The following is a 23,365-nucleotide window of genomic DNA, read 5'->3' as shown; positions in this document are numbered from 1 at the left end:
GACGGACATGCCCCAGCTCACCACCTCCCTCGACGGCTACGAGGTCTGGTTCCTCACCGGCAGCCAGCACCTCTACGGCCCGGAAACTCTGGCTCAGGTGGCGGAACAGTCCGGTGCGATCGCCGCGGAACTGAACGCGTCCGCCGACGTGCCGGTGCGCATCGTGTGGAAGCCGGTCCTGACCGACACCGCCTCGATCAAGCGCACGATGCTCGAGGCCAATGCCGACGATTCCGTGATCGGTGTGATCGCGTGGATGCACACGTTCAGCCCGGCCAAGATGTGGATCACCGGGCTGGACGCGCTGCGCAAGCCGCTCGCTCACCTGCACACGCAGGCGAACGTCGAACTGCCCTGGGCGGAGATCGACTTCGACTTCATGAACCTGAACCAGGCCGCGCACGGCGACCGGGAGTTCGGCTACATCCAGACGCGCCTCGGGGTGCCGCGCAAGACGATCGTCGGTCACGTCTCGGACCCGCGCGTCCGCTCCGAGCTCGGCACGTGGCAGCGCGCCGCGGCCGGCCTCGCGGCCGTTCGTGACCTCAAGCTCGCGCGCTTCGGCGACAACATGCGTTACGTCGCCGTGACGGAGGGGGACAAGACCGAGGCCGAGCTGCGGTTCGGAGTGCAGGTGAACACCTGGGGCGTCAACGACCTCGCCGCGGCGGTCGCCGCAGCCTCCGACGACGCCGTGGACGCGCTCGTGGCCGAATACGAGGAGCTTTACGACGTCGCCCCGGAGTTGCGCAAGGGCGGCGAGCGCCACGCGTCCCTGCGGGACGGCGCCGCGATCGAGATCGGTCTGCGCTCCTTCCTCGAGGAGGGTGGCTTCGGCGCCTTCACGACCTCGTTCGAGGACCTCGGCGAGCTCACCCAGCTGCCGGGTCTCGCCGTCCAGCGACTGATGGCGGAGGGCTACGGGTTCGGGGCGGAGGGCGATTGGAAGACCGCCGTCCTGGTCCGCGTCGCCAACGTGATGGGGGCCGGCCTGCCCGGCGGCGCGAGCCTCATGGAGGACTACACCTACGACATGACCCCGGGCGAGGAGCTGATCCTGGGTGCGCACATGCTCGAGGTCTCGCCGTCGCTGACCTCGACGAAGCCGACGCTGGAAGTCCACCCGCTCGGGATCGGCGGCAAGGCGGACCCGGTCCGCCTCGTGTTCACGGCGGACCCCGGACCGGCCGTCGTGGTCGCGCTGACCGACATGCGCGATCGGTTCCGCCTCACCGCGAACGTCGTCGAGAACGTCGAACCCCGTGCGGCCCTGCCGAAGCTTCCGGTCGGTCGCGCCGTGTGGAAGCCGGCGCCGGACTTCCACACCAGCGCCGCGGCGTGGCTGATCGCCGGTGGCGCGCACCACACGGTGATGTCCACCGCCGTCGGGATCGAGGCGTTCCGCGATTTCGCGGAGATGGCGGAGGTCGAGCTCCTCGTCATCGACGAGTCCACGGTGCTCGGGGAGTTCCAGAAGCAGGTGCGCTGGAACCAGGCCTACCACCGGCTCGCGCAGGGGATCTGACCCCGCCGCGGCGGCGGTCACGCGCCCGCGACGACGTAGTCTCGGAGCGGGCGCGTGACCGGCCACAGCGCCCGGAATCGGAGCAACCATGCAGATCGTCGTCGCCCCGGACAGCCTGAAGGGGACCGCCGCCGCGCACGATGTCGCCGGCGCGCTCGCCGCGGGCTGGCTGAATGAGCGGCCCGAGGACGATGTCGTGCTCATGCCGATGGCCGATGGCGGCGAGGGGACGATCGCAGCGTTCCTCGCCGCGGTCGCGGACGCCGAGTTCGAGGACGTGTCGGTGACGGGACCCCACGGGGAACCGGTCGACGCGGGTTGGGTCGACCTCGGCGACGGCACGGCCGTGGTGGAGCTCGGTCTGTGCTGCGGCATCGAACTGCTGGGGGCGGACCGCCGCCCGATGACCGCGACCACCGACGGGTTCGGGCAGGCCATCGCGGCCGCACTGGATTCCGGCGTCACGCGCCTCGTGCTGGGCATCGGCTCCAGCGCATCCACGGACGGGGGCGCCGGTGTCCTCCGCGCCCTCGGCGCGCGGATCCTCGATGCCGACGGCGTCGCCCTGTCCGCGACCGCCGATGACCTGGCGCGCGCCATGACGGTGGACCTGACGGGTCTGCGTCCCCTTCCGCCGGGCGGCGTCACGGTGCTGACCGACGTCACCAACCCCCTGCTCGGCCAGACCGGCTCCGCCGCCGTGTTCGCACCGCAGAAGGGCGCCGATCCGGGCCAGATCGAGCGCCTGGAGCGGACGTTGACGCACTGGTCCGAACTCCTGAACGCGGCCGTGCCCGCGGCGGACGCCGCTGCCGCGGGAGCGGGTGCGGCGGGCGGGACCGGGTTCGCGCTGCAGGCCTGGGGCGCGGTGATCCGTCCCGGTGCGGCGGCGATCGCCGACCTGATCGGGCTGGCGGACGTGCTCGCTGATGCCGACCTCGTGGTCACGGGCGAGGGCTCCTACGACGCCTCCTCGACCGCCGGCAAGGTGCCCGTCGAGGTCGCGCGCTTCGCCGCCGAGCGCGGCGTCCCGGTCGCCCTCGTGGCCGGACGGATCGCGCCGGATGCGGACACCTCGGCATTCGCTGCGGCGATCTCGCTCACCGAGGTCGCCGGGTCAGCTCAGGCTGCGATGACGCTGCCGGAGATGTTCCTCGCCGACGCCGGGGCGCAGCTCGCGCGGACGCTCGCCCGCCACTGAGCGTCAGTCCTGGGCGGCGCGCCACGCGTCCAGGGCGAGGGTGAGCAGCCGGACCTGCGGCGTGAGCTCGTCCAGTTCCGCCAGCGGAAGCCACGCGGCCCGGTCCGTGGACCCACCCACCTCCAGCGTGCCGAGCGTCCCACCGGTGATCCGGGCGGAGTACACGATGCGCACGGCCTTGAACGGGCGGTTCCGTTCGTTCCGGTCCCACCAGGAGTGGGTGAACAGGAAGCCGGTCAGTTCGGCGTCGTAGCCGGTCTCCTCGCGGACCTCGCGGATGACGGCGTCCTCGATCTGCTCAGCGAAGTCGACGCCGCCCCCGGGCAGTGTCCACGATGCCCGCTCCGGCGTGGCACCGCCGTTCCACCAGCTCAGCAGCATGCCGCGCTCATCGACGATCACCGCGTACGCCGCCACGCGGGTGTCGTACTCGGTGAACGCGAGATCGGGCGCGCTCACTCGCCGAGGGCAGCGTCGATGACCGCGCGCGCCTCATCCTGCACGCGGGCGAGGTGGTCCGGGCCCAACAGGGACTCGGCGTAGAGCTTGTAGACGTCCTCGGTTCCGGACGGCCGTGCGGCGAACCACGCGTGCTCGGTCTGCACCTTCAGGCCGCCGATCGGGGCACCGTTGCCGGGCGCGTGCGAGAGCTTCGCGGTGATCGGCTCGCCGGCGAGTTCCGTGGCCGTGACCGCGTCCGGCGACAGCTTCGACAGCGCGGCCTTCTGCTCCGGCGTCGCCTTCGCGTCCACGCGCTGGTACGAGGACGCACCGAACTGCGCCTCGATGTCGGCGTACAGCTGCGAGGGGGAGCGCTTCAGCACGGCGATGATCTCGGCCGCGAGCAGAGCCAGCAGGATGCCGTCCTTGTCCGTGGTCCACACCGAACCGTCGTGCCGGAGGAAGGACGCTCCGGCGGACTCCTCGCCGCCGAACGCCACCGAGCCGTCCAGCAGTCCGGGCACGAACCACTTGAAGCCGACCGGAACCTCCAGCAGCCGCCGCCCCAGGGACTCGGCGACGCGATCGATCATCATCGATGAGACGAGCGTCTTGCCGACCGCGGCGTCCGTGCTCCAACCGGGGCGGTGCGAGTAGAGGTAGGCGATCGCCACGGCGAGGTAGTGGTTCGGGTTCATCAGCCCGGCGTCCGGCGTCACGATGCCGTGCCGGTCCGCGTCCGCGTCGTTGCCGGTCAGCACGTCGAACTCATCGCGACGGGCCACGAGCGCGGCCATCGCGGAGGGCGAGGACGGATCCATGCGGATCTTCTCGTCCCAGTCCAGCGTCATGAAGCGCCAGGTCGGGTCCACGTCCGGGTTGACCACCGTGACGTCGATGTCGTGCATCTCGCCGATCAGGGCCCAGTACTCCACGGATGCGCCGCCGAGCGGGTCGGCACCGATCCGCACGCCCGCGGTGCGGATCGCGTCGATGTCGATGATCGTCGGCAGATCCCGGACGTACGCATCGCGGAAGTCGTACGTCTGCAGGGCGCGCCGGTCGATGTCCGCGTAGCGCACGCGGGTGACGCCCTCGAGGTTCGCCGCGATCAGCTCGTTCGCGCGCTGCGCGATCCACCCGGTGGCGTCCGTGTCGGCCGGACCACCGTGCGGGGGGTTGTACTTGAAGCCGCCGTCGGTGGGCGGATTGTGCGACGGCGTGACGACGATGCCGTCCGAGCGTCCCGCATCATCCGCGGCCCGGCCCTTGTTGTAGGTCAGGATGGCGTGGCTGAGCGCCGGCGTCGGGACCCAGGAGTCACGGGAATCGGTGCGCACGTCGATGCCGTTCGCGACCAGGACCTCCAGGGCGGTGCGCTCGGCCGGCAGGGACAGGCCATGCGTGTCGCGGCCGAGGAACAGCGGACCGGTGATGCCCTGCGCCCGGCGGTAGTCGACGATCGCCTGCGTGGTGGCGAGGATGTGATTCTCATTGAAGCTCGTGTTCAGCGACGAGCCGCGGTGGCCGCTGGTGCCGAACGCCACGCGCTGGCCCGGAACGGCCGGATCGGGCTTGCGGTCGTAGTACGCCTCGATGAGAACGTCGACGTCGACGAGGTCTGCGGCTTCAGCGGGCTGTCCGGCACGAGTCATGACCTCAGTCTGCCCCGCCGGGGCCCGGGACGCACATCCTTTTCGCAGATCGCGGACAAGGGGCTCGCGCGCGGCAACTAGGCTGGCGGAATGTCGCTTCCCCTCGGCGCCGATCGCCGCACGTACAGCTACCTGGGCCCGGCCGGGACGTTCACGGAGGCGGCGCTGGCGCAGGTCCCGGAGGCGCGCGGTCAGATCTGGCGTCCGGTGCACAACGTCCCGGAGGCGCTCGCGGATGTCGTGGAGGGGCGCAGCGACGCCGCGATGATCGCGATCGAGAACTCCGTGGACGGCGGCGTGTCCGCCACGCAGGACGCACTGGCGACCGTGCCCGGACTGCGGATTCTCGGGGAGTACCTCGTCCCCGTCACGTTCGTGCTCGTCGCGCCGCGCGGCACCGCGCTCAGCGATGTCCGCCTGATCGCCGCCCATCCCGTCGCGTACGGGCAGTCGACGCGGTGGCTGCGCGAGAACATTCCCACGCACGCCCACGTGCCGGCCGCGAGCAACGTCGCCAGCGCGATCGGCATGCTCGACGGGTCCCTGCCGGTGGATGCGGCCATCGCCCCGCCCGGCATCACCGACCACTACGACGTGGACGTGCTGGCCGCCGACATCGGTGACAACGCCAACGCCGTCACCCGCTTCGTCCTGGTCGCCCGCACGACCGTTCCCGCGCCGGCCACCGGCGCGGACAAGACCACGGTCATCATCGAACTCCCGGACGACCGCCCCGGCAGCCTGCTGGAGATGCTCGAGCAGTTCTCCACGCGCGGGATCAACCTGAGCCTGATCCAGTCCCGTCCGATCGGCGACGAGCTCGGGCGGTACCGGTTCTTCATCGACGCGGACGGCCACGTGCACGACGAACGGATGGCGGACGCGCTGATGGGGCTGCGCCGATTCAGCCCGCGCATCGTCTACCTGGGCTCGTATCCCCGCGCGGACCGCACGATCATCCGCTACTCCGACCACTATTCGGACGAGGTCTTCGTCGAAGCGCGCGACTGGCTCCGCGATCTCATCTCCGGAGCGCCCGACACATGACTCGTGGCGACCGCGCGATCCCATAAGGTGAAAGCGTGGAACGCCGTCGGGGAGAAGGCTGGGCCCAGCAGCTGATCGATCGTGATCGCGCGCTGGCCTCGTTCACCGCGACGTTCACGGCCGCTCTGCAGACCGGTCAGCACGAGGCCGCCGAGAACACGGTTCGCGCCACTGCGCTCGCGGAGATCGTGATGCGCGGCGACCAGCTCCACGCGGCGCTCGCCGCGGCCCCGGTCATCGGCGGCGCACCCTTCGCGGTTCCGGAGCGTCCGGGCGTCCTGCTCGTTCTGGCCGTCGCGCGGTTGCAGTCCGCAGGCAGCGTGGAGGGTCTGACCGCCGCTCTGCGCACCGCCGCCGGCACCGCGGCCGCCGCGCGTGCGGCGAACGTCGACGAGCGTGCCCGCAACCTGTCCTTCGCCGCACTGTGCCATCTGTACGCGGGCGATTCCGCGACCGCGAGCCGCGTGGCCCGCCGCGGTGCGGAGCTCGTGCTCGACATCGAACCGACCGTCGGGCGCGCCGATGACGCGGAGCTCGTCGCCGCCGCCTGTGATCTGGCCTTCGCGCTGCTCATGGTGGAACAGACCGAACCGGCCGCCGCGCTGTGGCGCTGGGTGCGCACCCGGACGGTCGACCCGCGCGATCCCGCCCTGATGCAGGCGGACTGGGGGCTGACCATCGTCGGCGTCATCGCCGGTCGGCGATCCTGGATCGCGCCGTCGACACGTGGCGTCCTGTCCACCTCCTACGTCGATGACGCGGTCCCGGCCCATGACCCGTGGTGGGGTCTCGTCGAGACCGCACGTGCGTGGAGCGCCCTGGACGACTTCGATCCGGATGGGGCGCTGCAGATCACCCGTCGCGCTGTCGCGACGGTTCCGGCGCCCTGGTTGCTCGGCCCCCTGGGAACCGTGCACGCGCTCGCGTTGATCGCCGCAGGGCGTGCGTCCGCGGCGGTCGAGTGGTTGAAGGGTCTGGAGCAGGACCTTCCCACCGCGGATGACGCCGAGCGCACGTGGCGAGCCTGTATCCGGACGGCGGCTTCGGCCGCGGCCGGCGTGTCCGTCTCGGACCTGCTCGAGGCGCCGGCGTTGGCGACCGATCCGGGGCTCCGCGCGTCGATGGTCGGGTACTCGCGGCTGCTGCAGGGCGACCGGGATGCCGCGGGAGCGCTGGATGAGACGACCGTGGAACCATCCGGCGAACGCCACCGCACCGTCGACATCACCGTCCGTGCCGCCGCATACGCGCGCACCGGGAACGAGACGGCGGCCCTTGAGGCACTGGACGAATTCGCCTCCGTGCGAGAGGCGACCGGTGTCGCCGCCTGGGCTCTCCTGCTGCCGGATGAGGACATCGAGACGCTGCGCGCGCTCGCCATCGGCGCGCGTCGTGATCGCCTGCTCGAGTCGCTGCCGGAGCACACTCCGCTGGTCGCGACCACGCCGATCGTGGAACTGACTGACCGGGAGCGGCAGGTGCTGCGGCACGTCCAGCAGGGACTGACGAACGCGCAGATCGCCAACCGGATGTTCATCTCCCCGAACACGGTGAAGTTCCACGTCGCGAACATCCTGCGCCGGTTGGGGGTCGCGTCACGGGACGAGGCGGCCGCCCTCCCGTTCGGGCACCGCTCCACGCGCGACTGAGTCACGGCCGTTCCGGGTAGTCCGGTCGGGTAGTTTCACCCACCCGGCCGGCGGATCCCCTCATCGGGGTGTTGACTCGAGGTCAAGAGGGTCTCCCCGGCCTTCGAAACAACTGGTCCGGCGATCGATCCCCCCGAAGATCGTCTGACTGTGCGCGTGCCCCACGCCGCGCAGATACCGTCTCCTCGATGCCGACGTCATCCCCCGACGAACGCACGGCCGCTCCGCGGACGCGGGGAGACCGCGATCCGCGAGATCGCATGGCGGGTGCCCGATGGGCACCCGCCCCCTCCCTCCCCGCCCTCCTGAAGGTCGCCCCCGCGATCGCGAGTGCCGCACCCGAAGCGTCACTCCTCCCCGCCCTCCTGAAGGTCGCCCCCGCGATCGCGAGTGCCGCACCCGAAGCGTCACTCGCGAGACGTCGACATCCTGCGCAAGAGCTTGCACAATCGCGCAAGCTCTTGCGTAGGATTGTCCGCATGGCGAAGAGGTTGGTCGAGGTCGCACGCAAGGTCGGCGTCAGTGAAGCGACTGTTTCCCGCGTGCTCAATGACAAACCGGGCGTCTCCGAGGCGACGAGGCAGGCCGTGCTCACGGCGCTGGACGTGCTCGGGTACGAGCGGCCGAGCAAGTTGCGCGGCGAGCGCGCGCGGCTGGTCGGGTTGGTCCTGCCCGAGCTGACGAACCCGATCTTTCCGGCTCTGGCCGAGGTGGTCGGCGGGGCTCTCGCCCAGAGTGGCTACACCCCGGTGCTGTGCACGCAGAATGCCGGTGGCGTGACGGAGGCGGAGTACGTCGACCTGCTGCTGGCGCAGCAGGTGTCCGGAGTGATCTTCCTCGGCGGCAACTACACGCAGGGCGAGGCGGCGCACGATCACTACGCGCGGTTGCAGCGCGTGCACCTGCCCGCGGTGCTGGTCAGTGCGTCCGTACCGGGACTCGGGCTGATCACCGTCGCGACCGATGACGCCGCGGCTGCGGAACAGGCGGTGACCCACCTGTACCACCTCGGGCACCGGCGGATCGGTCTCGTGCTCGGCCCGACCGATCACGTTCCGTCCGGGCGCAAGCTCGCGGCCGCGGAGCGTGCGCTCGCCGCGCTGGGTGCGCCGCTGGATCCCGCGCTCGTCGTGCGCGGCCTGTACGCCCTGGAATCCGGTCAAGCCGGCGCCGCACGACTGATCGAGAGCGGAGCGACCGCGATCGTCTGCGCGAGCGACCCGCTCGCACTCGGAGCGATCCGGGCCGTTCGGCGCGCCGGTCGACGCGTCCCGGAGGATGTCTCGGTCATCGGCTTCGATGATTCCGCGCTGATGAGCTGCACCGAACCGCCGTTGACGACGGTCCGCCAGCCGATCGATGCGATGGGACGCGCGGCGGTGGACCTGATGCTCGCCCAGATCAACGGCACGGCCGACTCCGAGGGGGAGCTGCTGTTCGAGCCCGAGCTCGTGCTGCGATCCTCCACGGCCCCGGTGGCCTGAGCGGCCGACCGGAGATCAGCCGGACTCCGACCTGCCCTTCGCTGCAAAGTTACGTTTTTGCAAAGGATCGTTTCTATCTTGCAGATTCGAACGAACTGAATTACGTTCTCTGGTGAGGAGCGTCGACCCGCTCCAGCACGAACTGGAGCACCATGGACGCCGCCGCCCTCTTCCACCCGGACGACACGGACTGGTGGCGCTCAGCGGTCATCTACCAGGTGTACGTGCGCAGCTTCGCGGACGGAAACGGCGACGGCACGGGCGATCTCGCCGGAGTCCGCGCGCGCCTGCCCTACCTCGCCGACCTCGGCGTGGATGCGCTGTGGTTCAACCCCTGGTATCCCTCGCCGCTGGCCGACGGCGGCTATGACGTCGCCGACTACCGCGGCATCGATCCCCGCTTCGGCACGCTCGCGGATGCGGAGGCCGTGATCGCGGAGGCCGCGGCCCTCGGGATCCGGACGATCATCGACATCGTCCCGAATCACATCAGCGAGGCACACCCCTGGTTCCAGGCGGCGCTCGCCGCCGCACCCGGGTCCCCGGAACGGGAGCGGTTCTGGTTCCATCCCGGAGCAGGCGAGAACGGCGACGAGATCCCGACGCACTGGGTGTCCAGCTTCCAGGGTGAGACCTGGACCCGCACGACGAACCCGGACGGAACCCCGGGGGAGTGGTACCTGCACCTGTTCACGCCGGAGCAGCCGGACTGGAACTGGAACCATCCGGACGTCCGCGCCGAGCACGACGACGTGCTGCGCTTCTGGTTCGACCGCGGCGTCGCCGGTGTTCGGATCGACTCCGCCGCCCTCGTGATCAAGGACCCGGCGCTGCCCGAGGTGCCGGAGAACCCCGGCGCCGGAGAGCATCCCACCCAGGATCGCGACGAGCTGCACGACGTCTATCGTTCCTGGCGGTCGATCGCGGACGAGTACCCGGACACGCGCATCCTGGTCGGCGAGCTGTGGCTGGAGGACATCGACCGCTTCACCGCGTACCTCCGCCCGGACGAGATGCACACGGCGTTCAACTTCGACTTCCTCGCCCGTCCCTGGCAGGCCGACGAGCTGCGTGCCTCGATCGACATGACGCTCAACGCGCACGCACCGGTCGGGGCGCCCTCCACATGGGTGCTCTCCAACCACGACGTCACGCGTCCTGTCACCCGTTATGGCCGGGAGAAGAGCGGCTTCGCGTTCCTGGACAAGCGCTTCGGCACACCGACGGACCTCGAGCTCGGCCTGCGTCGAGCCCGCGCGGCCTCTCTCCTGGTGGCGGCACTGCCCGGCAGTCTGTACATCTACCAGGGCGACGAGCTCGGCCTGCCGGAGGTCGAGGACCTGCCGCTCGAACTGATCGAAGACCCGATGCACTTCCGCTCCGAGGGTGTGGACCCCGGGCGTGACGGGTGTCGCGTGCCGCTGCCGTGGTCCGGCGATCACGCGCCGTTCGGTTTCAGCCCGGAGGGCGTCGCGAGCTGGCTGCCGCAGCCGGCGGCATGGTCCGCCCGCACCGCCGAGACGCAGGCGTCGGACCCGGACTCGACGCTCTCGCTCTACCGCCGCACGCTCGCGCTGCGCCGGGAGCTGCCCGAGCTGCACGGTCCGGACTTCGCCTGGATCGACGGGCTCGGTGACGACGTGCTCGCCTTCCGACGCGGGGACGATCTCGCCTGTGTCGTCAACGTCGGCACCCGGCCGATCGATCTCCCCCCGCACACCCGTGTCCTTCTCTCCAGCGCTGCGCTGGAGGGGGAGTCGCTGCCCGGCGGAACCTCCGCGTGGCTCCGACTCGAAACCGCGTCCGCCGACGCACCCACAGCAGGTTGACGGCACGCGCACTCGCGCCGTCACCACGAAAGGAAAGACGATGAAGTCATCACGCAAGGTCCTGCTTGCCACTGCGGCGACGATCGCCACGGCGGGCATGCTCGCCGGATGCACGTCTGGTGGCGGGTCCACCACGAATGCGGACGGAAAGATCGAGCTGCGCGTGGCCACGTTCCCGCCCGGTGCGGACGAGGCCGCCTACAAGGCGTTCGCCGAGCAGGAGAAGCAGTTCGAGAGCGAGCACAAGAACATCGACATCATCGGTGTCGAGTACGAGTGGAAGGGTCCGACCTTCGCCGTGCAGCTCGCCGGCGGCAGCCTGCCGGACGTGTTCACCGTCCCGTTCACGGACACCAAGACGCTGCTCGAGAACGGTCAGCTCACCGACGTCACCGACGCCATCAAGAAGCTCGGGTACGCGGACAAGTTCAACCCGGTGATCCTGGACGGCGTGACCGGGTCGGACGGCAAGCTGTACGGCTTCCCGCGCCAGGCCTACGCGATGGGTCTGCACTACAACCGCGACCTGTTCACCGCCGCGGGCCTCGACCCGAACACGCCGCCGACCACGTGGGACGAGGTCCGGAAGTTCGCCAAGCAGATCACCGAGAAGACCGGTAAGGCCGGCTTCGCGGAGATGGCCGCCGGCAACACCGGTGGCTGGCAGCTGACCGCGGCGACCGTCGCACGCGGCGGCCGGACGCAGACCGACAACGAGGACGGCGGCGCCACCTCGACCGTGGACAACGACGCCACCGCGGCCGCGCTGCAGTTCCTGCACGACGTGCGCTGGGAGGACAACTCGTTCGGCTCCAAGTTCGACCTGGACTGGGGCTCGATCAACCAGGAGTTCGCCGCCGGAAACGTCGGCATGTACGTGTCCGGATCGGACGTCTACACCGCGCTGGTGCGCGACTTCGGCATGAAGCCGGAGACGTACGGCCTCGGCGTCGTGCCGACGGAGGGCAAGGACCCCGGCACCCTCGGCGGCGGCGACGTCGCCGTGATCAGCCCGACCGCCTCGAAGGAGGTCGCGGACGCGGCCGTCGAGTGGATCGACTGGTACTACATGCAGAAGCTCATGGACAAGGACGCCGCCGTCGCCGACGCGAAGACGCTGAACGAGTCCGGCCAGGCTGTCGGCACGCCGCTGCTGCCGGTGCTCTCCCGTGAGCAGTACGAGGAGTCGCTGACCTGGATCGAGCAGTACATCAACGTGCCGCGCGACCAGATGGCGCCGTTCATCGACACGATCTGGGAGCAGACCCCGGTCGGCGAGCCGAAGGCCAAGACGCAGGAGGTCTACGCGCTGCTGGACAACGTGGTGCAGACCGTCCTGACCAAGAAGGACGCCGACATCCCGGCCCTGCTGAAGCAGGCGCAGACCGACGCCCAGGCGCTCCTGGACCAGTGAGACCCGGTCGGGGTCGCCTGTGTCCCGGCGGCCCCGATCGTTCCCCTCGGAAAGAAACGAACCATGACCGACACGCTCCCGCGGCCGACCGCATCGCCCACCCGGCGCCGGCCACGTCGCACCCCGCTGACCTGGTATCGCGGCGGGGGACTGTGGAACCTGCTCTTCCTGCTGCCGATGATCATCGTGTTCGCGGTGTTCAGCTGGTCGCCGATCGTGCAGTCGGTCGTGATGAGTCTGCAGAAGACCAACCTCATCACCGCGCAGTGGGTGGGGCTGGACAACTACGCCAAGGTCCTCACCGACCCGGCCCTGGGCGCGGCGGTCCTGAACACGCTGTACTTCGCGCTGCTCGCCCTGATCTTCGGCTTCCCCATCCCGCTGCTGATGGCGGTGCTGATGAGCGAGGTGCGCCGGATGAAGGGGCTGTACTCGGCCCTCGCGTATCTCCCGGTCGTGATCCCGCCGGTGGTCGCGGTGCTGCTGTGGAAGTTCTTCTACTCGGCGGACGCGAACGGCGTGTTCAACACCGTGCTGGGCTGGGTCGGCATCCCCCCGCAACCCTGGATCCAGGACGCGATCCAGGCGATGCCCTCGCTCGTCCTGGAGGCGACGTGGGCCGGCGCCGGCGGATCGATCATCATCTACCTGGCGGCTCTACTCGGGGTTCCGCCGGAGCTCTATGACGCGGCCGAGGTGGACGGCGCGTCCATCTGGCGCAAGATCTGGCACGTCACCCTCCCGCAGTTGCGCGGGATCCTCTTCATCATGCTGATCCTGCAGGTGATCGCCACCGCGCAGGTGTTCCTGGAACCGTTCCTGTTCACCAAGGGTGGACCCGCGGGGTCGACGACGACGATCCTGCTCTACATCTACAACAAGGCCTTCACGAACAGTCTCGGTGGCGCGTACGGGGAGGCGACCGCGGTGTCGGTGATCCTGGCGATCGCCCTCGGCGTCCTGAGCTGGCTGTATTTCAAACTCACGAACCGATGGAGCCAGTGATGAGCGCGGACACCGTCCCGACCCGTCGGCGTCGCAAGCCCGTCGAGGCCGACGACCGCACCATCGTCTCCGCCGCCGATCGGCGCAAGCCCTCCGTCCGGCTCGGAATGAGCCTGACCCACGTCTTCCTGCTGATCACCCTGATCATCGCCGGGCTCGGTCCGATCCTGTGGCTCGCGAAGGCGGCGATAACGCCGACGCAGGACACCCTGTCGCAGCCGTTCGCGCTGTTCCCGAACGGGGTGGACTGGGAGAACCTGTCCACGGCGTGGAACGACATCGGCATCTCGCACTACTTCTTCAACACGATCCTGATCGCGCTGGGCGCGTGGTTCTTCCAGCTGTTCATCGCCACGACCGCCGGCTTCGGCCTGAGCGTGCTGAAGCCGAAGTACGCGCCGATCCTGAACGGCCTGGTCCTGGCGACCCTGTTCATCCCCGGCGTCGTGCTGCTCGTGCCGCTGTACCTGACGATCGTGCATCCGCCGTTGATCGGGCACTCGCTGCTGAACAACTACCTCGCGGTGTGGCTGCCGATGGCCGCGAACGCGTTCAACATCCTGCTGGTGAAGCGCTTCTTCGACTCGCTGCCGCGCGAGGTGTTCGAGGCCGCGAAGACCGACGGCGCGGGGCCGTTCCGGTTGTTCTGGTCGATCGTTCTGCCGATGTCCAAGCCCATCCTCGGCGTGGTCAGCATCTTCGCGATCATCGCGGCGTGGAAGGACTACCTCTGGCCGATGCTGGTGCTGCCGGACCCGGCCGTGCAGCCGCTGTCGGTCCGCCTGCCCGCCGTGCAGTCGCAGACCGAGCTGGATGTGTTCCTGGCCGCCCTGGCGATCGCCACGCTCATCCCGATCGCGATGTTCCTGGCGTTCCAGTCCGTCTTCCTCCGCTCCGCCGGCATGGGCGGCGCCGTCAAGGGCTGACCTTCTCCGCGAAACACCCAGGCACGTCCGAGACACCGCGCGATGCGGGGAGTTTCGGACGTGCCTGGGTGTCTCGCGATCAGGGGGTCAGGAGGCTCAGCGTCTGCGTTCGTCCCGGCGACGTGGTGGGGTCCTCGGCGGCGTAGGCACCGGCGACGGGGGAGATCATGATCTCGTCCACACCGTGTGCGGCGGCGAAGGCGTCCAAGTCCGCCCGGACCGTGGCGGGCTCGCCGACGAACCAGCGCGAACGTGCGGACGCGATGAACTCCGCGGCCATCGGGTCCGCCTCGGCCGCCTGCGCGGCCAGGGCGTCTTCCACGCTCTCCAGCGGGCCGAGCGGCTTGCCGGTGCGCATCTTGGCGAACATCCGCAGTTGCGGCAGCGCGCGCTCCTCCGCCTCGGCGGCGGTCGGGGCGACGATCGCGTTCGCGGTGACGAAGGTCCGTGGGGCGTCGGCGAACTCGGACGGGTGGAACTGGGTGCGGTACAGCTCGAGCGCCCGTTCCAGGCCCTGGCCGGAGAAGTGGTTCGCGAAGACGTACGGCAGGCCGAATGACGCCGCGAGCTGCGCGGAGTAGTCGCTGGAACCGAGCAACCACACCTCAGGGCGGTCGGCTGCCACCGGGGTGGCGCGCACCGCGTATTCGCCGCCGCTCGTGAAGCGGACCGTGGCACCTTCCGCGCCGAGCATCGCGATGATGTCGCGCACGTGCTCGGGGAAGCGTTCGACATCCCCGGTGGTGCCGCTATGCCGCAGCAACTGGGTGATGACCGGGTCGCTGCCCGGTGCCCGGCCGAGGCCGAGATCGACGCGTCCGGGGGCCATAGCCTCGAGCGCCGCGAACTGCTCCGCCACGATGAGCGCGGCGTGGTTCGGGAGCATGACGCCGCCGGAACCGACGCGGATGCGCTGCGTCCGGCTCGCCGCCGCAGCGATCAGCACCGCGGGGGACGTGGATGCCACGGCCGGCATGTTGTGGTGCTCGGCGAACCAGTACCGCCGATAGCCGAGCTGGTCGGCGAGTTCGGTCAGCGCCAGGGAAGCGCTGACCGCCTGTGCACTCGTCTGCCCGGTGCGCACCGGCACCAGGTCCAGGACCGAGAGCGCGGTCGTCACGCGTTGAGCTCCGTGTGAACCTGGGTCAGTGCCTGGCGGAAAGCGTCGGACGGCTGCGCGCCGGAGACGCCGTACCGACCGTCGAGGACGAAGAAGGGCACTCCCTGGATGCCGTAGGCCGCGGCCTGAGCGATGTCCTGGCGCACCTCGGTGTCGAACGTGCGCTCATCCGCGGCGACGCGCTCGGCGAGCTCACGGCTGAGGCCGGCACCGACGGCGAGCTCGACGAGGGCCGCCGTGTCACCGACATCGACGCCGTCGGTGAAGTAGGCCGCGAAGATGGCGTCCAGCACCTGCTGCTGCACGCGCTCGGACGCGGCGGCCTGGATGAAGCGGTGCGCGGTGTAGGTGTTCGACGGGGCGACGGCGTCGAAGTCGAAGCGGAAGCCCTCGGCCACGGCCTGCTCGCTGAGGTTGCGGTGCGACGCTTCCAGCTGGGCCGGGTCGTAGCCGCGGGCGAGGAGCATGGCCTCCTGCGATCCCGGCTCGGCGTGCTCCGGAGCGGACGGGTCGAGCTGGTACGAGTGGTAGACCACGTCGATGTCGTCGCCGAAGGGCAGCTCCTTGCGGACGTTCTCCAGGCGCTTGTCACCCAGGAGGCAGAACGGGCACGCGACGTCGAGCCAGACGTCGACCTTCAGGCGCTTGCTGTCGGTGGTGGGCTCGGTCGCAGTGGCGTCAGTCATGTCTTCATCCAACACCGTCGCCGCCGGTTCATTCCCCGCTCAGTCCGCACGGACCAGGAGGTCGCCGATCTCGCAGTCCAGGGCACGACAGATCGCGGAGAGCGTCGAGTAGCGGATCGCCTTGGCGCGGTCGTTCTTCAGCACGGACAGGTTCACCACGCTGACCCCGACCATCTCGCTGAGCGCGGTGAGGGTCATCCCGCGTTGCGCGAGCAGTTCGTCGAGGCGACAGTGGACCCCGGTGGGTCCGTCCTCGTTCGGGGGAGTCACACCAGACCCTCCGTGTCCTTCTGCAGCTTCGCGCCGCGACGGAACGCGACGGCCAGCACGCCGGCGAGCACCGCCGCGACGATGCCGAGCCAGTACTCCGGCGGTAGGGACATGTTCACCGCACCGATCCCGGCCTCGGTTCGCAGCACGTTCGTGGCGAACACGGTCAGGACGTAGCTGGCGATCACTCCGACGGCGATGGACGTGGTCAGCAGTGACAGCATCCGGACGGAGCGCGACCCGAAGACCCGACCGCGGCTGAAGTCCAACGCCAGCACGGTCACACATCCGAGAGCCGAGAGCCAGCCGATGGTTCCGGCGAGCACGGCCAGCACCGCGAAGACGACGAGCTTCACGGAGGGATCCGGGACCGTCACGAACGCATGCCAGACGCCGACCGGGACATCGCCGGACTCTCCCGCGACGTTCCCGTCCTGCAGCGGCACCTGCACTTCCATGGTGAGTCCGGAGGCGTCGAACAGGGCGAAGAAGCGGTTGACGGTCGCGATCACGACGCCGATCGCGACGGCTCCGCAGGTGATCAGCGTGGTGATGATGTCGCGCCGGTCGGCGCGCTCGGCGGTGGAGTCTGCGGTGTTCATCAGATCAGTCCTTCCGTGTCCTTCTGCAGTCGGGCTCCGCGCGTGAACGCGAGGCCGAGCAGGCCGAGGCAGAACGCGAACGCCCAGCCCAGGACGTACGGCAGCAGCGACGAATAACCGGTGTCCAGCGTGGCTTCCGGGGCGACGGCGGCCAGGGCCCCGTTCTGCGCGAACCGGTCAGCCAACATGATCACGCACGTGGCGGCGAAGGTGATCCAGGACGCGCTGACCACGGCGCGCGTGGCGCGGCGGCTGAAGGGGCGTCCGGCGAACAGCTCGCGCGCGAGCACGACCATCAGCAGGGAGACCGCGATCCAGGTCGCCGCGGTGAGCGCGATGGACACGCCCAGCGCGATCGACGAGGTCGGGTTCAGGTCAGGGACCGTCAGCGTCAGAACGTCCGGAGATCCGACGACGACCTCGCCGCCCGCCAGCGTGGTGTCGGCTCGCGCGTTCGTCAGCGGGACGGCGACGCGTACCCCGTCCGCGGTGAACGCCGCGGCGAAGCGGAATCCGGCGACCAGGAGGGCGATGAGGGCGGCGGCCGGGCCGACCACGAGGGTCGCGGTCAGGTCCAGCTGCTGGGATTTCTCGGTTGTGTTCATCGTGACTCCGTGTTCGGCAGACTCAGACGAGCCCGGCGACGTCTTTCTGCATGCGTCCGGCCATCGAGAACGCGACGGCGATCAGGCCGAGGAGGAACGCCACGCCCCAGGGCGCGAGATCCAGCGGAATGACCAGCGGTTGGAAGGTGGTGAATTGCGGGTCCGCGAAGGACGCCGCATCGCCGCGCGCGATCGCGTTCGCGAACGTCTGCACGCCGGAGGTCAGCACGAGCGTCGCCGCCGACACGGTCAGCGCGATCACGAACCGGCGACCGAACGGCTGACCCTGCAGGAGACCGATGGCGAGCCAGGCGGTCACGCCGGCGAGGGCGATCGTGGCGACCGGCGTCATCAGTCCGGCCAGCAGCAGCAGCGTGCCGATGTGGGCGGGAGCCTCGGTGAGGGCCAGGTTCACGGTCTCCGTCATCGCGGCGGTCACGCCCGTGCCCGTGATCCCCTCGACGGCGTGCGTGGTCTGGAGCGGCACGTCCGGGACCACGAGGTTCCGCGAGGGGGACCAGCCGATCACGGCGACGACGCTGGTCACCAGCGCGCCCGCGGCCACGGCGACCGCGCCGGCCCCCGTCAGCACCGCGCCGACGCGGTCGCCCGGCGTGAGCCCGAGTTCCGCGGCGGGCCGGGCCCGACGCAGGATCACGGCGATCGCGATCACGAAGGTCAGCAGCACCGCTGCGATCAGCACGATCAGCATGATGTCCATCTCGATCCCCTTCCGATCCCGAACCATATCGAAGATCGTTGTTATCGAAAAACGATATGCATATCGTTTTTCGTTGTCAAGGGGGTCGCGGCAGGCTGGATCCGTATGCCGACGGCGAACACCGCCGTTCGGGCCCGCAGGCCTGGTTACCCTCGACGTAAGGCGCATTCCCTCGCGCCCCGAGGAGTGAACGATGTTCGAGAGATTCACCGACCGAGCCCGTCGCGTGGTTGTGCTCGCCCAAGAAGAGGCGAAGATGCTCAACCACAACTACATCGGCACGGAGCACATTCTGCTCGGCCTCATCCACGAGGGTGAGGGCGTCGCAGCCAAGGCGCTGGAGTCGCTGGGCATCTCGCTGGACGCCGTCCGCGAGCAGGTTCAGGACATCATCGGCCAGGGTCAGCAGCAGCCCACCGGACACATCCCCTTCACGCCGCGTGCGAAGAAGGTGCTGGAGCTGTCCCTGCGCGAGGCGCTGCAGCTCGGCCACAACTACATCGGTACCGAGCACATCCTGCTCGGCCTCATCCGCGAGGGCGAGGGCGTCGCCGCCCAGGTGCTCGTCAAGCTCGGCGCGGACCTGAACAAGGTGCGCCAGCAGGTCATTCAGCTGCTGTCCGGCTACCAGGGCAAGGAGCCCGTCGGGGTGTCCGGTGCCGCGCAGGAGAACGCGCAAGCACCGCAGGGCGGTTCGGCGGTGCTGGACCAGTTCGGCCGCAACCTCACGCAGGCCGCGCGAGAGAACAAGCTCGACCCGGTGATCGGGCGCGAGAAGGAGATCGAGCGGGTCATGCAGATCCTCTCCCGTCGCTCCAAGAACAACCCGGTCCTGATCGGTGAGCCCGGCGTCGGCAAGACCGCCGTCGTCGAGGGCCTCGCGCAGGCGATCGTCAAGGGCGAGGTCCCGGAGACGCTGAAGGACAAGCAGGTCTACTCGCTCGACCTCGGTTCGCTCATCGCCGGTTCCCGCTACCGCGGTGACTTCGAGGAGCGCCTGAAGAAGGTCACCAAGGAGATCCGCACGCGCGGCGACATCATCGTCTTCATCGACGAGATCCACACGCTCGTGGGTGCCGGCGCCGCCGAGGGCGCCATCGACGCCGCGTCGATCCTGAAGCCGCTGCTCGCCCGCGGTGAGCTGCAGACCATCGGTGCCACGACGCTGGACGAGTACCGCAAGCACTTCGAGAAGGACGCCGCGCTCGAGCGCCGCTTCCAGCCGATCCAGGTCGCCGAGCCGTCGCTGCCGCACGCCATCAACATCCTCAAGGGTCTGCGCGACCGGTACGAGGCGCACCACAAGGTGCAGATCACGGACGGCGCCATCGTCGCCGCCGCGAACCTCGCCGACCGCTACGTCAGCGACCGCTTCCTGCCGGACAAGGCCATCGACCTGATCGATGAGGCCGGCGCCCGCCTGCGCCTGTCGATCCTGTCGTCCCCGCCGGAGCTGCGCGAGTTCGACGAGAAGATCGCCAAGGTCCGCGAGGACAAGGAGAAGGCGTCCGAGGACCAGGACTTCGAGAAGGCCGCGTCGCTGCGTGACGAGGAGAAGTCCCTGCTCGCCGAGCGTCTGCGCCTGGAGAAGCAGTGGCGCTCGGGTGACGTCGCCACGCACGCCGTCGTCGACGAGGGTCTGATCGCCGAGGTTCTGGCGCAGGCCACCGGCATCCCGGTGTTCAAGCTCACCGAGGAGGAGTCGAGCCGACTCGTCTTCATGGAGAAGGCCCTGCACCAGCGTGTCATCGGTCAGGACGAGGCCATCGCGGCCCTGTCCCGCACGATCCGCCGCCAGCGCGCCGGCCTGAAGGACCCGAAGCGTCCGTCCGGTTCGTTCATCTTCGCCGGCCCCACCGGTGTCGGTAAGACCGAGCTCGCCAAGGCGCTCGCGGAGTTCCTGTTCGACGACGAGGCCGCGCTGATCTCGCTCGACATGAGCGAGTTCGGTGAGAAGCACACCGTCTCGCGCCTGTTCGGTGCCCCTCCCGGGTTCGTCGGCTTCGAGGAGGGCGGCCAGCTCACCGAGAAGGTCCGTCGCAAGCCGTTCTCCGTCGTCCTGTTCGACGAGATCGAGAAGGCCCACCCGGACATCTTCAACTCGCTGCTGCAGATCCTCGAGGAGGGTCGTCTGACCGACGGTCAGGGACGCGTCATCGACTTCAAGAACACCGTGATCATCATGACGACGAACCTCGGTTCGTCGGCGATCGCCGGTGGCCCCGTCGGCTTCCAGGTGGAGGGCAACAGCCAGACCACCTACGAGCGGATGAAGGGCAAGGTCGATGAGGAGCTGAAGCGCCACTTCAAGCCCGAGTTCCTGAACCGCGTGGACGACATCATCGTCTTCCCGCAGCTGAACAAGGAAGAGCTGCGCCAGATCGTGGACCTGTTCACGAAGCGCCTCAGCGACCGCCTGCTGGACCGGGACATGACCGTCGAGCTCTCCGACGCCGCGAAGGACCGCCTCATCGACCTCGGCTTCGACCCGACGCTCGGTGCACGTCCGCTGCGTCGTGCGATGCAGCGCGAGGTCGAGGACCAGCTGTCCGAGGCCATCCTGCACGGTGAGCTGAACCCCGGCGACCACGTGAAGGTGGACATCGACGGCGGCAAGTTCACGTTCGACGCGAAGCCGCGTGGCGAGAAGGTCGCGATCGGCGCGAACACGACGCCGGAGATCGCGTCCACCCCGGACATGCTCCTCGGTGACTGACACCGCATCCGACGAAGGCCCCGCCCTGTGGCGGGGCCTTCGTCATTCCCGGCGGAACACCGGGCGGCGAGCGGACGGGGGCGACTGCGCGCAATACGCTGGTGTCGTGCCCGAGATCGCCATCCGCCCCGCGCGCACCTCCGACGTGCGTGCCATCCACGGGCTCCTCGAGCCCCTCGTCGGACAGCGCATCCTGCTCGGCAAGGAACTCGTGTACCTCTACGAGGCCGTCCAGGAGTTCGTCGTCGCCGAGGCGGACGGGGAGGTCATCGGCTGCGGTGCCCTGCATGTGATGTGGAAGGGCCTCGGCGAGATCCGCACGCTGTTGATCCGTGCGGACTGGTTGCGACACGGGATCGGCGGACGCATCGTCGCCGCGCTCGAGGGTCGTGCGGTCGATCTGGGACTGCGGCGCCTGTTCTGTCTCACGTTCGAGGTCGAGTTCTTCGCGCGCCACGGCTTCGAGCCGATCGGGGAGAAGCGCGTGGTCAGCGACGAGGTCTACGCGCAACTGTTGCGCAGCCCGGACGCCGGTGTCGCCGAGTTCCTCGACCTCGCGCACGTCAAGCCGAACACGCTGGGCAATACGCGCATGCTGAAGCGGCTCGCGGTCGACTGATCGCCCTCCCGTGACGGCTCCTCCGGTGCGCCCTCGCCCGGCGCGACGCCGCGCGTCGTAGCCTGGGGGAGATGTCCACCGCACCCCGTCGTCGCCGCCACTCGGCCGCCGTCTACCGTCGGCGTCGGCTCGCGGTCGTCCTGATCGCGCTGCTCGTGATCGGGGCCGGCATCGCCGTCGCGATCTGGCAGCCCTGGCGGACGATCGGAGACCCCGGCGCCGCTCCCGTGACCCCGTCGACGGGGCCGTCGGAGAACGCCGTGATCACTCCACTGCCGGGGGAGGGGCCCACCGTGGCGCCGACCTCATCGCCCGTGGCGACCGCGGCACCCAGCGGTACCCCGGAGATCACCGCGTGCGATCCGGACGCCATCACCGTGGAGGCACGCACGGACAAGGAGACCTACTCGGCCGGGCAGAAGCCGCAGCTGTCGATCTCCCTGACCAACACGTCCGCCGTCGATTGCACGCTGGATGTGGGCACCGCTCAGCAGGTGTTCACGATCACCAGCGGCAGTGACGTGTGGTGGCGATCCACCGACTGCCAGAAGAACCCCACGAACCAGATCGTCACCCTGACCGCCGCGCAGAGCGTCACCAGTCAGGCACCGCTGGTGTGGGATCGCACGCGCTCCTCGCCGGACACCTGCGACGCCAAGGACCGTCCGGTCGCTCCGGGCGGCGGCGCGACGTACAACCTGTCGGTCGAGATCGCCGGAATCAGCTCCGCCGCGAACGCCTCCTTCATGCTCTACTGAGGCCGATCGACGACGGACTACTGCTTCCTGCGGCCCATTCCCTCCACGCGTGTTCTGATGTGCATCGTGCGGTTATGCTGAGTGCAGCTCCCGCCGATCCGGGCCGTCCCCACGGTGTCCGCCGCATAGAGCCGTCAGTCCCCAGCACGGCGCGGCTCCCGGCGCGGTGGCGAGCATGAGGGCCCTCTCGAACCACCCAGCCCCCACTGGGCCGTCCGAGAGGGCCCGCCCTCGTTCACCCGGGGGATGCGCGCTCGGTACGCTGGAGACATGGCGGGTGGACGCAAGAAGATGGTCGCGAAGGACTTCCGGTCGGAGGCGTTGGCGCTCGCGCTGGAGAAGCAGGACATGGCCGCGCTCGCGCTGGCGCTGCGCAACGGCAACACCGTGGTGCCCCTGCTCAAGCCCGGCGCGAAGGACGATCCCCTCGACGGCGGCGAGGTCTGGACGTACCGGGACGGCAGCACCGGGGACGTCGCGCTGCTGCTGTTCAGCGACGCGAAGAACAAGCCGACGAATCTCCCGCCGGCGGTCGGGGTGTTCTCTCCGCTCTGGCTGCGGGACTTCCTGATCTCTCACCGGGACACGATCACCACGGTGTTCTTCGACATCGCGGGCCCCCATCCGATGCAGGCCTCCCCGGCCGAGCTGATCAAGGCGTTGGAGCTGTGAGTCCGCGGCGGGCGGCGGCGTCCCTCGCCGTCGTGCTCCTGGCGGGTGCGCTCGGTGGCTGCTCGATGGTGGACGGCTCGGACACCGATCAGCTGGTGCCCACGGACGGACCCGTAGCGTTCTACCCGACTCCCTCCGAGGGTGGCGAGGACACGCTCGAGGGCACGCTGACCACGACCGGCGGGTGCGTCGTAGTGACACTCGAGGACGGGGCGCGGGTGCTGCCGGTCTTCCCGGTCAGTCAGGTGGCGTGGGACGGCAGCGCGATCACCTTCGGCGACGAGCACTACGGCGACGGCGACCCGATCACCCTCACGGGCTCCTACGTCGACAACGGACTGACCGGTCCGGTCACGTACATCCCCGCGGACTGCGACCACGGCCGGACGTTCTTCATGGCACCGCTCGCCGGCTGACCCG

General features: G+C 69.5%; 22 protein-coding genes. 14 read left to right on the top strand and 8 right to left on the bottom strand.

Going from position 1 to position 23,365, the window contains the following annotated elements:
* Positions 1–7 precede the first annotated feature (7 nt).
* A complete protein-coding gene (gene araA, locus BN1193_RS09130) occupies positions 8–1,525 on the top strand; it encodes an L-arabinose isomerase (RefSeq protein WP_040165851.1) in 1,518 nt (505 codons plus the stop codon).
* 88 nt (positions 1,526–1,613) lie between these two features.
* On the top strand, positions 1,614–2,726 hold the full coding sequence (locus BN1193_RS09125) for a glycerate kinase (protein WP_040165849.1): 1,113 nt from the start codon (positions 1,614–1,616) through the stop codon (positions 2,724–2,726).
* Positions 2,727–2,729: 3 nt separating this feature from the next.
* Here BN1193_RS09125 and BN1193_RS09120 read toward each other — a convergent pair whose 3' ends face one another.
* Positions 2,730–3,185: an NUDIX hydrolase gene (locus tag BN1193_RS09120; RefSeq protein WP_040165847.1), complete on the bottom strand. Its 456-nt coding sequence runs from the start codon at positions 3,183–3,185 to the stop codon at positions 2,730–2,732.
* Positions 3,182–4,822 (bottom strand): phosphoglucomutase (alpha-D-glucose-1,6-bisphosphate-dependent), encoded by a 1,641-nt coding sequence (gene pgm, locus BN1193_RS09115; protein WP_040165846.1) that lies wholly within the window; start codon positions 4,820–4,822, stop codon positions 3,182–3,184. Before pgm ends, BN1193_RS09120 begins: the two co-directional genes overlap by 4 nt.
* A gap of 90 nt (positions 4,823–4,912) precedes the next feature.
* Between pgm and pheA the strand changes: the two genes are divergently transcribed.
* From pheA to BN1193_RS09080, 7 genes are all read left to right on the top strand, one after another.
* Entirely contained in the window at positions 4,913–5,869 is a 957-nt protein-coding gene (gene pheA, locus BN1193_RS09110; protein ID WP_040165845.1) for a prephenate dehydratase, read from the top strand.
* 35 nt (positions 5,870–5,904) lie between these two features.
* Entirely contained in the window at positions 5,905–7,518 is a 1,614-nt protein-coding gene (locus BN1193_RS18285) for a response regulator transcription factor (protein WP_052460603.1), read from the top strand.
* A 479-nt stretch (positions 7,519–7,997) separates the two neighbouring features.
* Positions 7,998–9,002 carry a LacI family DNA-binding transcriptional regulator gene (locus BN1193_RS09100; protein ID WP_040165844.1) on the top strand — a complete coding sequence of 335 codons (1,005 nt, stop codon included), beginning with the start codon at positions 7,998–8,000 and terminating at the stop codon, positions 9,000–9,002.
* 152 nt (positions 9,003–9,154) lie between these two features.
* Positions 9,155–10,831, top strand: coding sequence for a glycoside hydrolase family 13 protein (locus BN1193_RS09095; RefSeq protein ID WP_040165843.1), 1,677 nt, complete (start codon positions 9,155–9,157; stop codon positions 10,829–10,831).
* Positions 10,832–10,871: 40 nt separating this feature from the next.
* Positions 10,872–12,245, top strand: coding sequence for an ABC transporter substrate-binding protein (locus tag BN1193_RS09090; protein WP_040165842.1), 1,374 nt, complete (start codon positions 10,872–10,874; stop codon positions 12,243–12,245).
* Positions 12,246–12,308: 63 nt separating this feature from the next.
* Complete coding sequence (locus tag BN1193_RS09085; protein ID WP_094770399.1) at positions 12,309–13,250, top strand: carbohydrate ABC transporter permease; 942 nt, start codon at positions 12,309–12,311, stop codon at positions 13,248–13,250.
* Positions 13,250–14,176: a carbohydrate ABC transporter permease gene (locus tag BN1193_RS09080; RefSeq protein WP_040165841.1), complete on the top strand. Its 927-nt coding sequence runs from the start codon at positions 13,250–13,252 to the stop codon at positions 14,174–14,176. The genes BN1193_RS09085 and BN1193_RS09080 overlap by 1 nt, the downstream gene beginning before the upstream one ends.
* Before the next feature lie 79 nt (positions 14,177–14,255).
* Here the strand turns inward: BN1193_RS09080 and BN1193_RS09075 are convergent, their stop codons facing one another.
* The 6 genes from BN1193_RS09075 to BN1193_RS09050 are packed head-to-tail and all read right to left on the bottom strand — an operon-like array spanning position 14,256 to position 18,180.
* On the bottom strand, positions 14,256–15,296 hold the full coding sequence (locus tag BN1193_RS09075) for an LLM class flavin-dependent oxidoreductase (protein ID WP_040165840.1): 1,041 nt from the start codon (positions 15,294–15,296) through the stop codon (positions 14,256–14,258).
* On the bottom strand, positions 15,293–15,982 hold the full coding sequence (locus tag BN1193_RS09070) for a DsbA family oxidoreductase (RefSeq protein WP_094770397.1): 690 nt from the start codon (positions 15,980–15,982) through the stop codon (positions 15,293–15,295). The genes BN1193_RS09075 and BN1193_RS09070 overlap by 4 nt, the downstream gene beginning before the upstream one ends.
* A 39-nt stretch (positions 15,983–16,021) precedes the next feature.
* Complete coding sequence (locus tag BN1193_RS09065) at positions 16,022–16,252, bottom strand: helix-turn-helix domain-containing protein (RefSeq protein ID WP_040165839.1); 231 nt, start codon at positions 16,250–16,252, stop codon at positions 16,022–16,024.
* Positions 16,249–16,854: a hypothetical protein gene (locus BN1193_RS09060; protein WP_040165837.1), complete on the bottom strand. Its 606-nt coding sequence runs from the start codon at positions 16,852–16,854 to the stop codon at positions 16,249–16,251. The genes BN1193_RS09065 and BN1193_RS09060 overlap by 4 nt, the downstream gene beginning before the upstream one ends.
* Entirely contained in the window at positions 16,854–17,459 is a 606-nt protein-coding gene (locus BN1193_RS09055) for a hypothetical protein (RefSeq protein ID WP_040165836.1), read from the bottom strand. The genes BN1193_RS09060 and BN1193_RS09055 overlap by 1 nt, the downstream gene beginning before the upstream one ends.
* Positions 17,460–17,481: 22 nt before the next feature.
* Positions 17,482–18,180 carry a hypothetical protein gene (locus tag BN1193_RS09050; RefSeq protein ID WP_141396661.1) on the bottom strand — a complete coding sequence of 233 codons (699 nt, stop codon included), beginning with the start codon at positions 18,178–18,180 and terminating at the stop codon, positions 17,482–17,484.
* Between the two features lie 193 nt (positions 18,181–18,373).
* On the opposite strand from BN1193_RS09050, the gene BN1193_RS09045 reads away from it, so the two are divergent.
* From BN1193_RS09045 to BN1193_RS09025, 5 genes are all read left to right on the top strand, one after another.
* On the top strand, positions 18,374–20,896 hold the full coding sequence (locus tag BN1193_RS09045) for an ATP-dependent Clp protease ATP-binding subunit (protein ID WP_040165834.1): 2,523 nt from the start codon (positions 18,374–18,376) through the stop codon (positions 20,894–20,896).
* 106 nt (positions 20,897–21,002) lie between these two features.
* Positions 21,003–21,515, top strand: a complete 513-nt coding sequence (locus tag BN1193_RS09040; RefSeq protein ID WP_040165833.1) for an amino-acid N-acetyltransferase — start codon at positions 21,003–21,005, stop codon at positions 21,513–21,515.
* Positions 21,516–21,586: 71 nt separating this feature from the next.
* On the top strand, positions 21,587–22,273 hold the full coding sequence (locus BN1193_RS09035; RefSeq protein ID WP_052460602.1) for a hypothetical protein: 687 nt from the start codon (positions 21,587–21,589) through the stop codon (positions 22,271–22,273).
* A 270-nt stretch (positions 22,274–22,543) separates the two neighbouring features.
* Positions 22,544–22,945 carry a hypothetical protein gene (locus BN1193_RS09030; protein WP_040165831.1) on the top strand — a complete coding sequence of 134 codons (402 nt, stop codon included), beginning with the start codon at positions 22,544–22,546 and terminating at the stop codon, positions 22,943–22,945.
* Complete coding sequence (locus BN1193_RS09025; protein ID WP_040165830.1) at positions 22,942–23,361, top strand: hypothetical protein; 420 nt, start codon at positions 22,942–22,944, stop codon at positions 23,359–23,361. Before BN1193_RS09030 ends, BN1193_RS09025 begins: the two co-directional genes overlap by 4 nt.
* Positions 23,362–23,365: the final 4 nt, after the last annotated feature.

The sequence above is a fragment of the Microbacterium gorillae genome (genome assembly GCF_000826185.2).
Lineage (GTDB): Bacteria > Actinomycetota > Actinomycetes > Actinomycetales > Microbacteriaceae > Microbacterium > Microbacterium gorillae.
The sequence above is the reverse complement of the archived record's forward strand: the minus strand, read 5'-3'. Positions and strand labels throughout refer to the sequence as shown.

What these genes read in the sequence shown, in the direction of transcription:
- BN1193_RS09060 (WP_040165837.1), bottom strand. Translation starts at nt 16,854, where the DNA reads ATGAACACCGCAGACTCCACCGCCGAGCGCGCCGACCGGCGCGACATC.
- BN1193_RS09055 (WP_040165836.1), bottom strand. Translation starts at nt 17,459, where the DNA reads ATGAACACAACCGAGAAATCCCAGCAGCTGGACCTGACCGCGACCCTC.
- BN1193_RS09030 (WP_040165831.1), top strand. Translation starts at nt 22,544, where the DNA reads ATGGCGGGTGGACGCAAGAAGATGGTCGCGAAGGACTTCCGGTCGGAG.
- BN1193_RS09045 (WP_040165834.1), top strand. Translation starts at nt 18,374, where the DNA reads ATGTTCGAGAGATTCACCGACCGAGCCCGTCGCGTGGTTGTGCTCGCC.
- BN1193_RS09125 (WP_040165849.1), top strand. Translation starts at nt 1,614, where the DNA reads ATGCAGATCGTCGTCGCCCCGGACAGCCTGAAGGGGACCGCCGCCGCG.
- BN1193_RS09095 (WP_040165843.1), top strand. Translation starts at nt 9,155, where the DNA reads ATGGACGCCGCCGCCCTCTTCCACCCGGACGACACGGACTGGTGGCGC.
- BN1193_RS09035 (WP_052460602.1), top strand. Translation starts at nt 21,587, where the DNA reads ATGTCCACCGCACCCCGTCGTCGCCGCCACTCGGCCGCCGTCTACCGT.
- BN1193_RS09090 (WP_040165842.1), top strand. Translation starts at nt 10,872, where the DNA reads ATGAAGTCATCACGCAAGGTCCTGCTTGCCACTGCGGCGACGATCGCC.
- BN1193_RS09085 (WP_094770399.1), top strand. Translation starts at nt 12,309, where the DNA reads ATGACCGACACGCTCCCGCGGCCGACCGCATCGCCCACCCGGCGCCGG.
- BN1193_RS09050 (WP_141396661.1), bottom strand. Translation starts at nt 18,180, where the DNA reads ATGGACATCATGCTGATCGTGCTGATCGCAGCGGTGCTGCTGACCTTC.
- pgm (WP_040165846.1), bottom strand. Translation starts at nt 4,822, where the DNA reads ATGACTCGTGCCGGACAGCCCGCTGAAGCCGCAGACCTCGTCGACGTC.
- BN1193_RS09080 (WP_040165841.1), top strand. Translation starts at nt 13,250, where the DNA reads ATGAGCGCGGACACCGTCCCGACCCGTCGGCGTCGCAAGCCCGTCGAG.
- BN1193_RS09070 (WP_094770397.1), bottom strand. Translation starts at nt 15,982, where the DNA reads ATGACTGACGCCACTGCGACCGAGCCCACCACCGACAGCAAGCGCCTG.
- araA (WP_040165851.1), top strand. Translation starts at nt 8, where the DNA reads ATGCCCCAGCTCACCACCTCCCTCGACGGCTACGAGGTCTGGTTCCTC.
- pheA (WP_040165845.1), top strand. Translation starts at nt 4,913, where the DNA reads ATGTCGCTTCCCCTCGGCGCCGATCGCCGCACGTACAGCTACCTGGGC.
- BN1193_RS09100 (WP_040165844.1), top strand. Translation starts at nt 7,998, where the DNA reads ATGGCGAAGAGGTTGGTCGAGGTCGCACGCAAGGTCGGCGTCAGTGAA.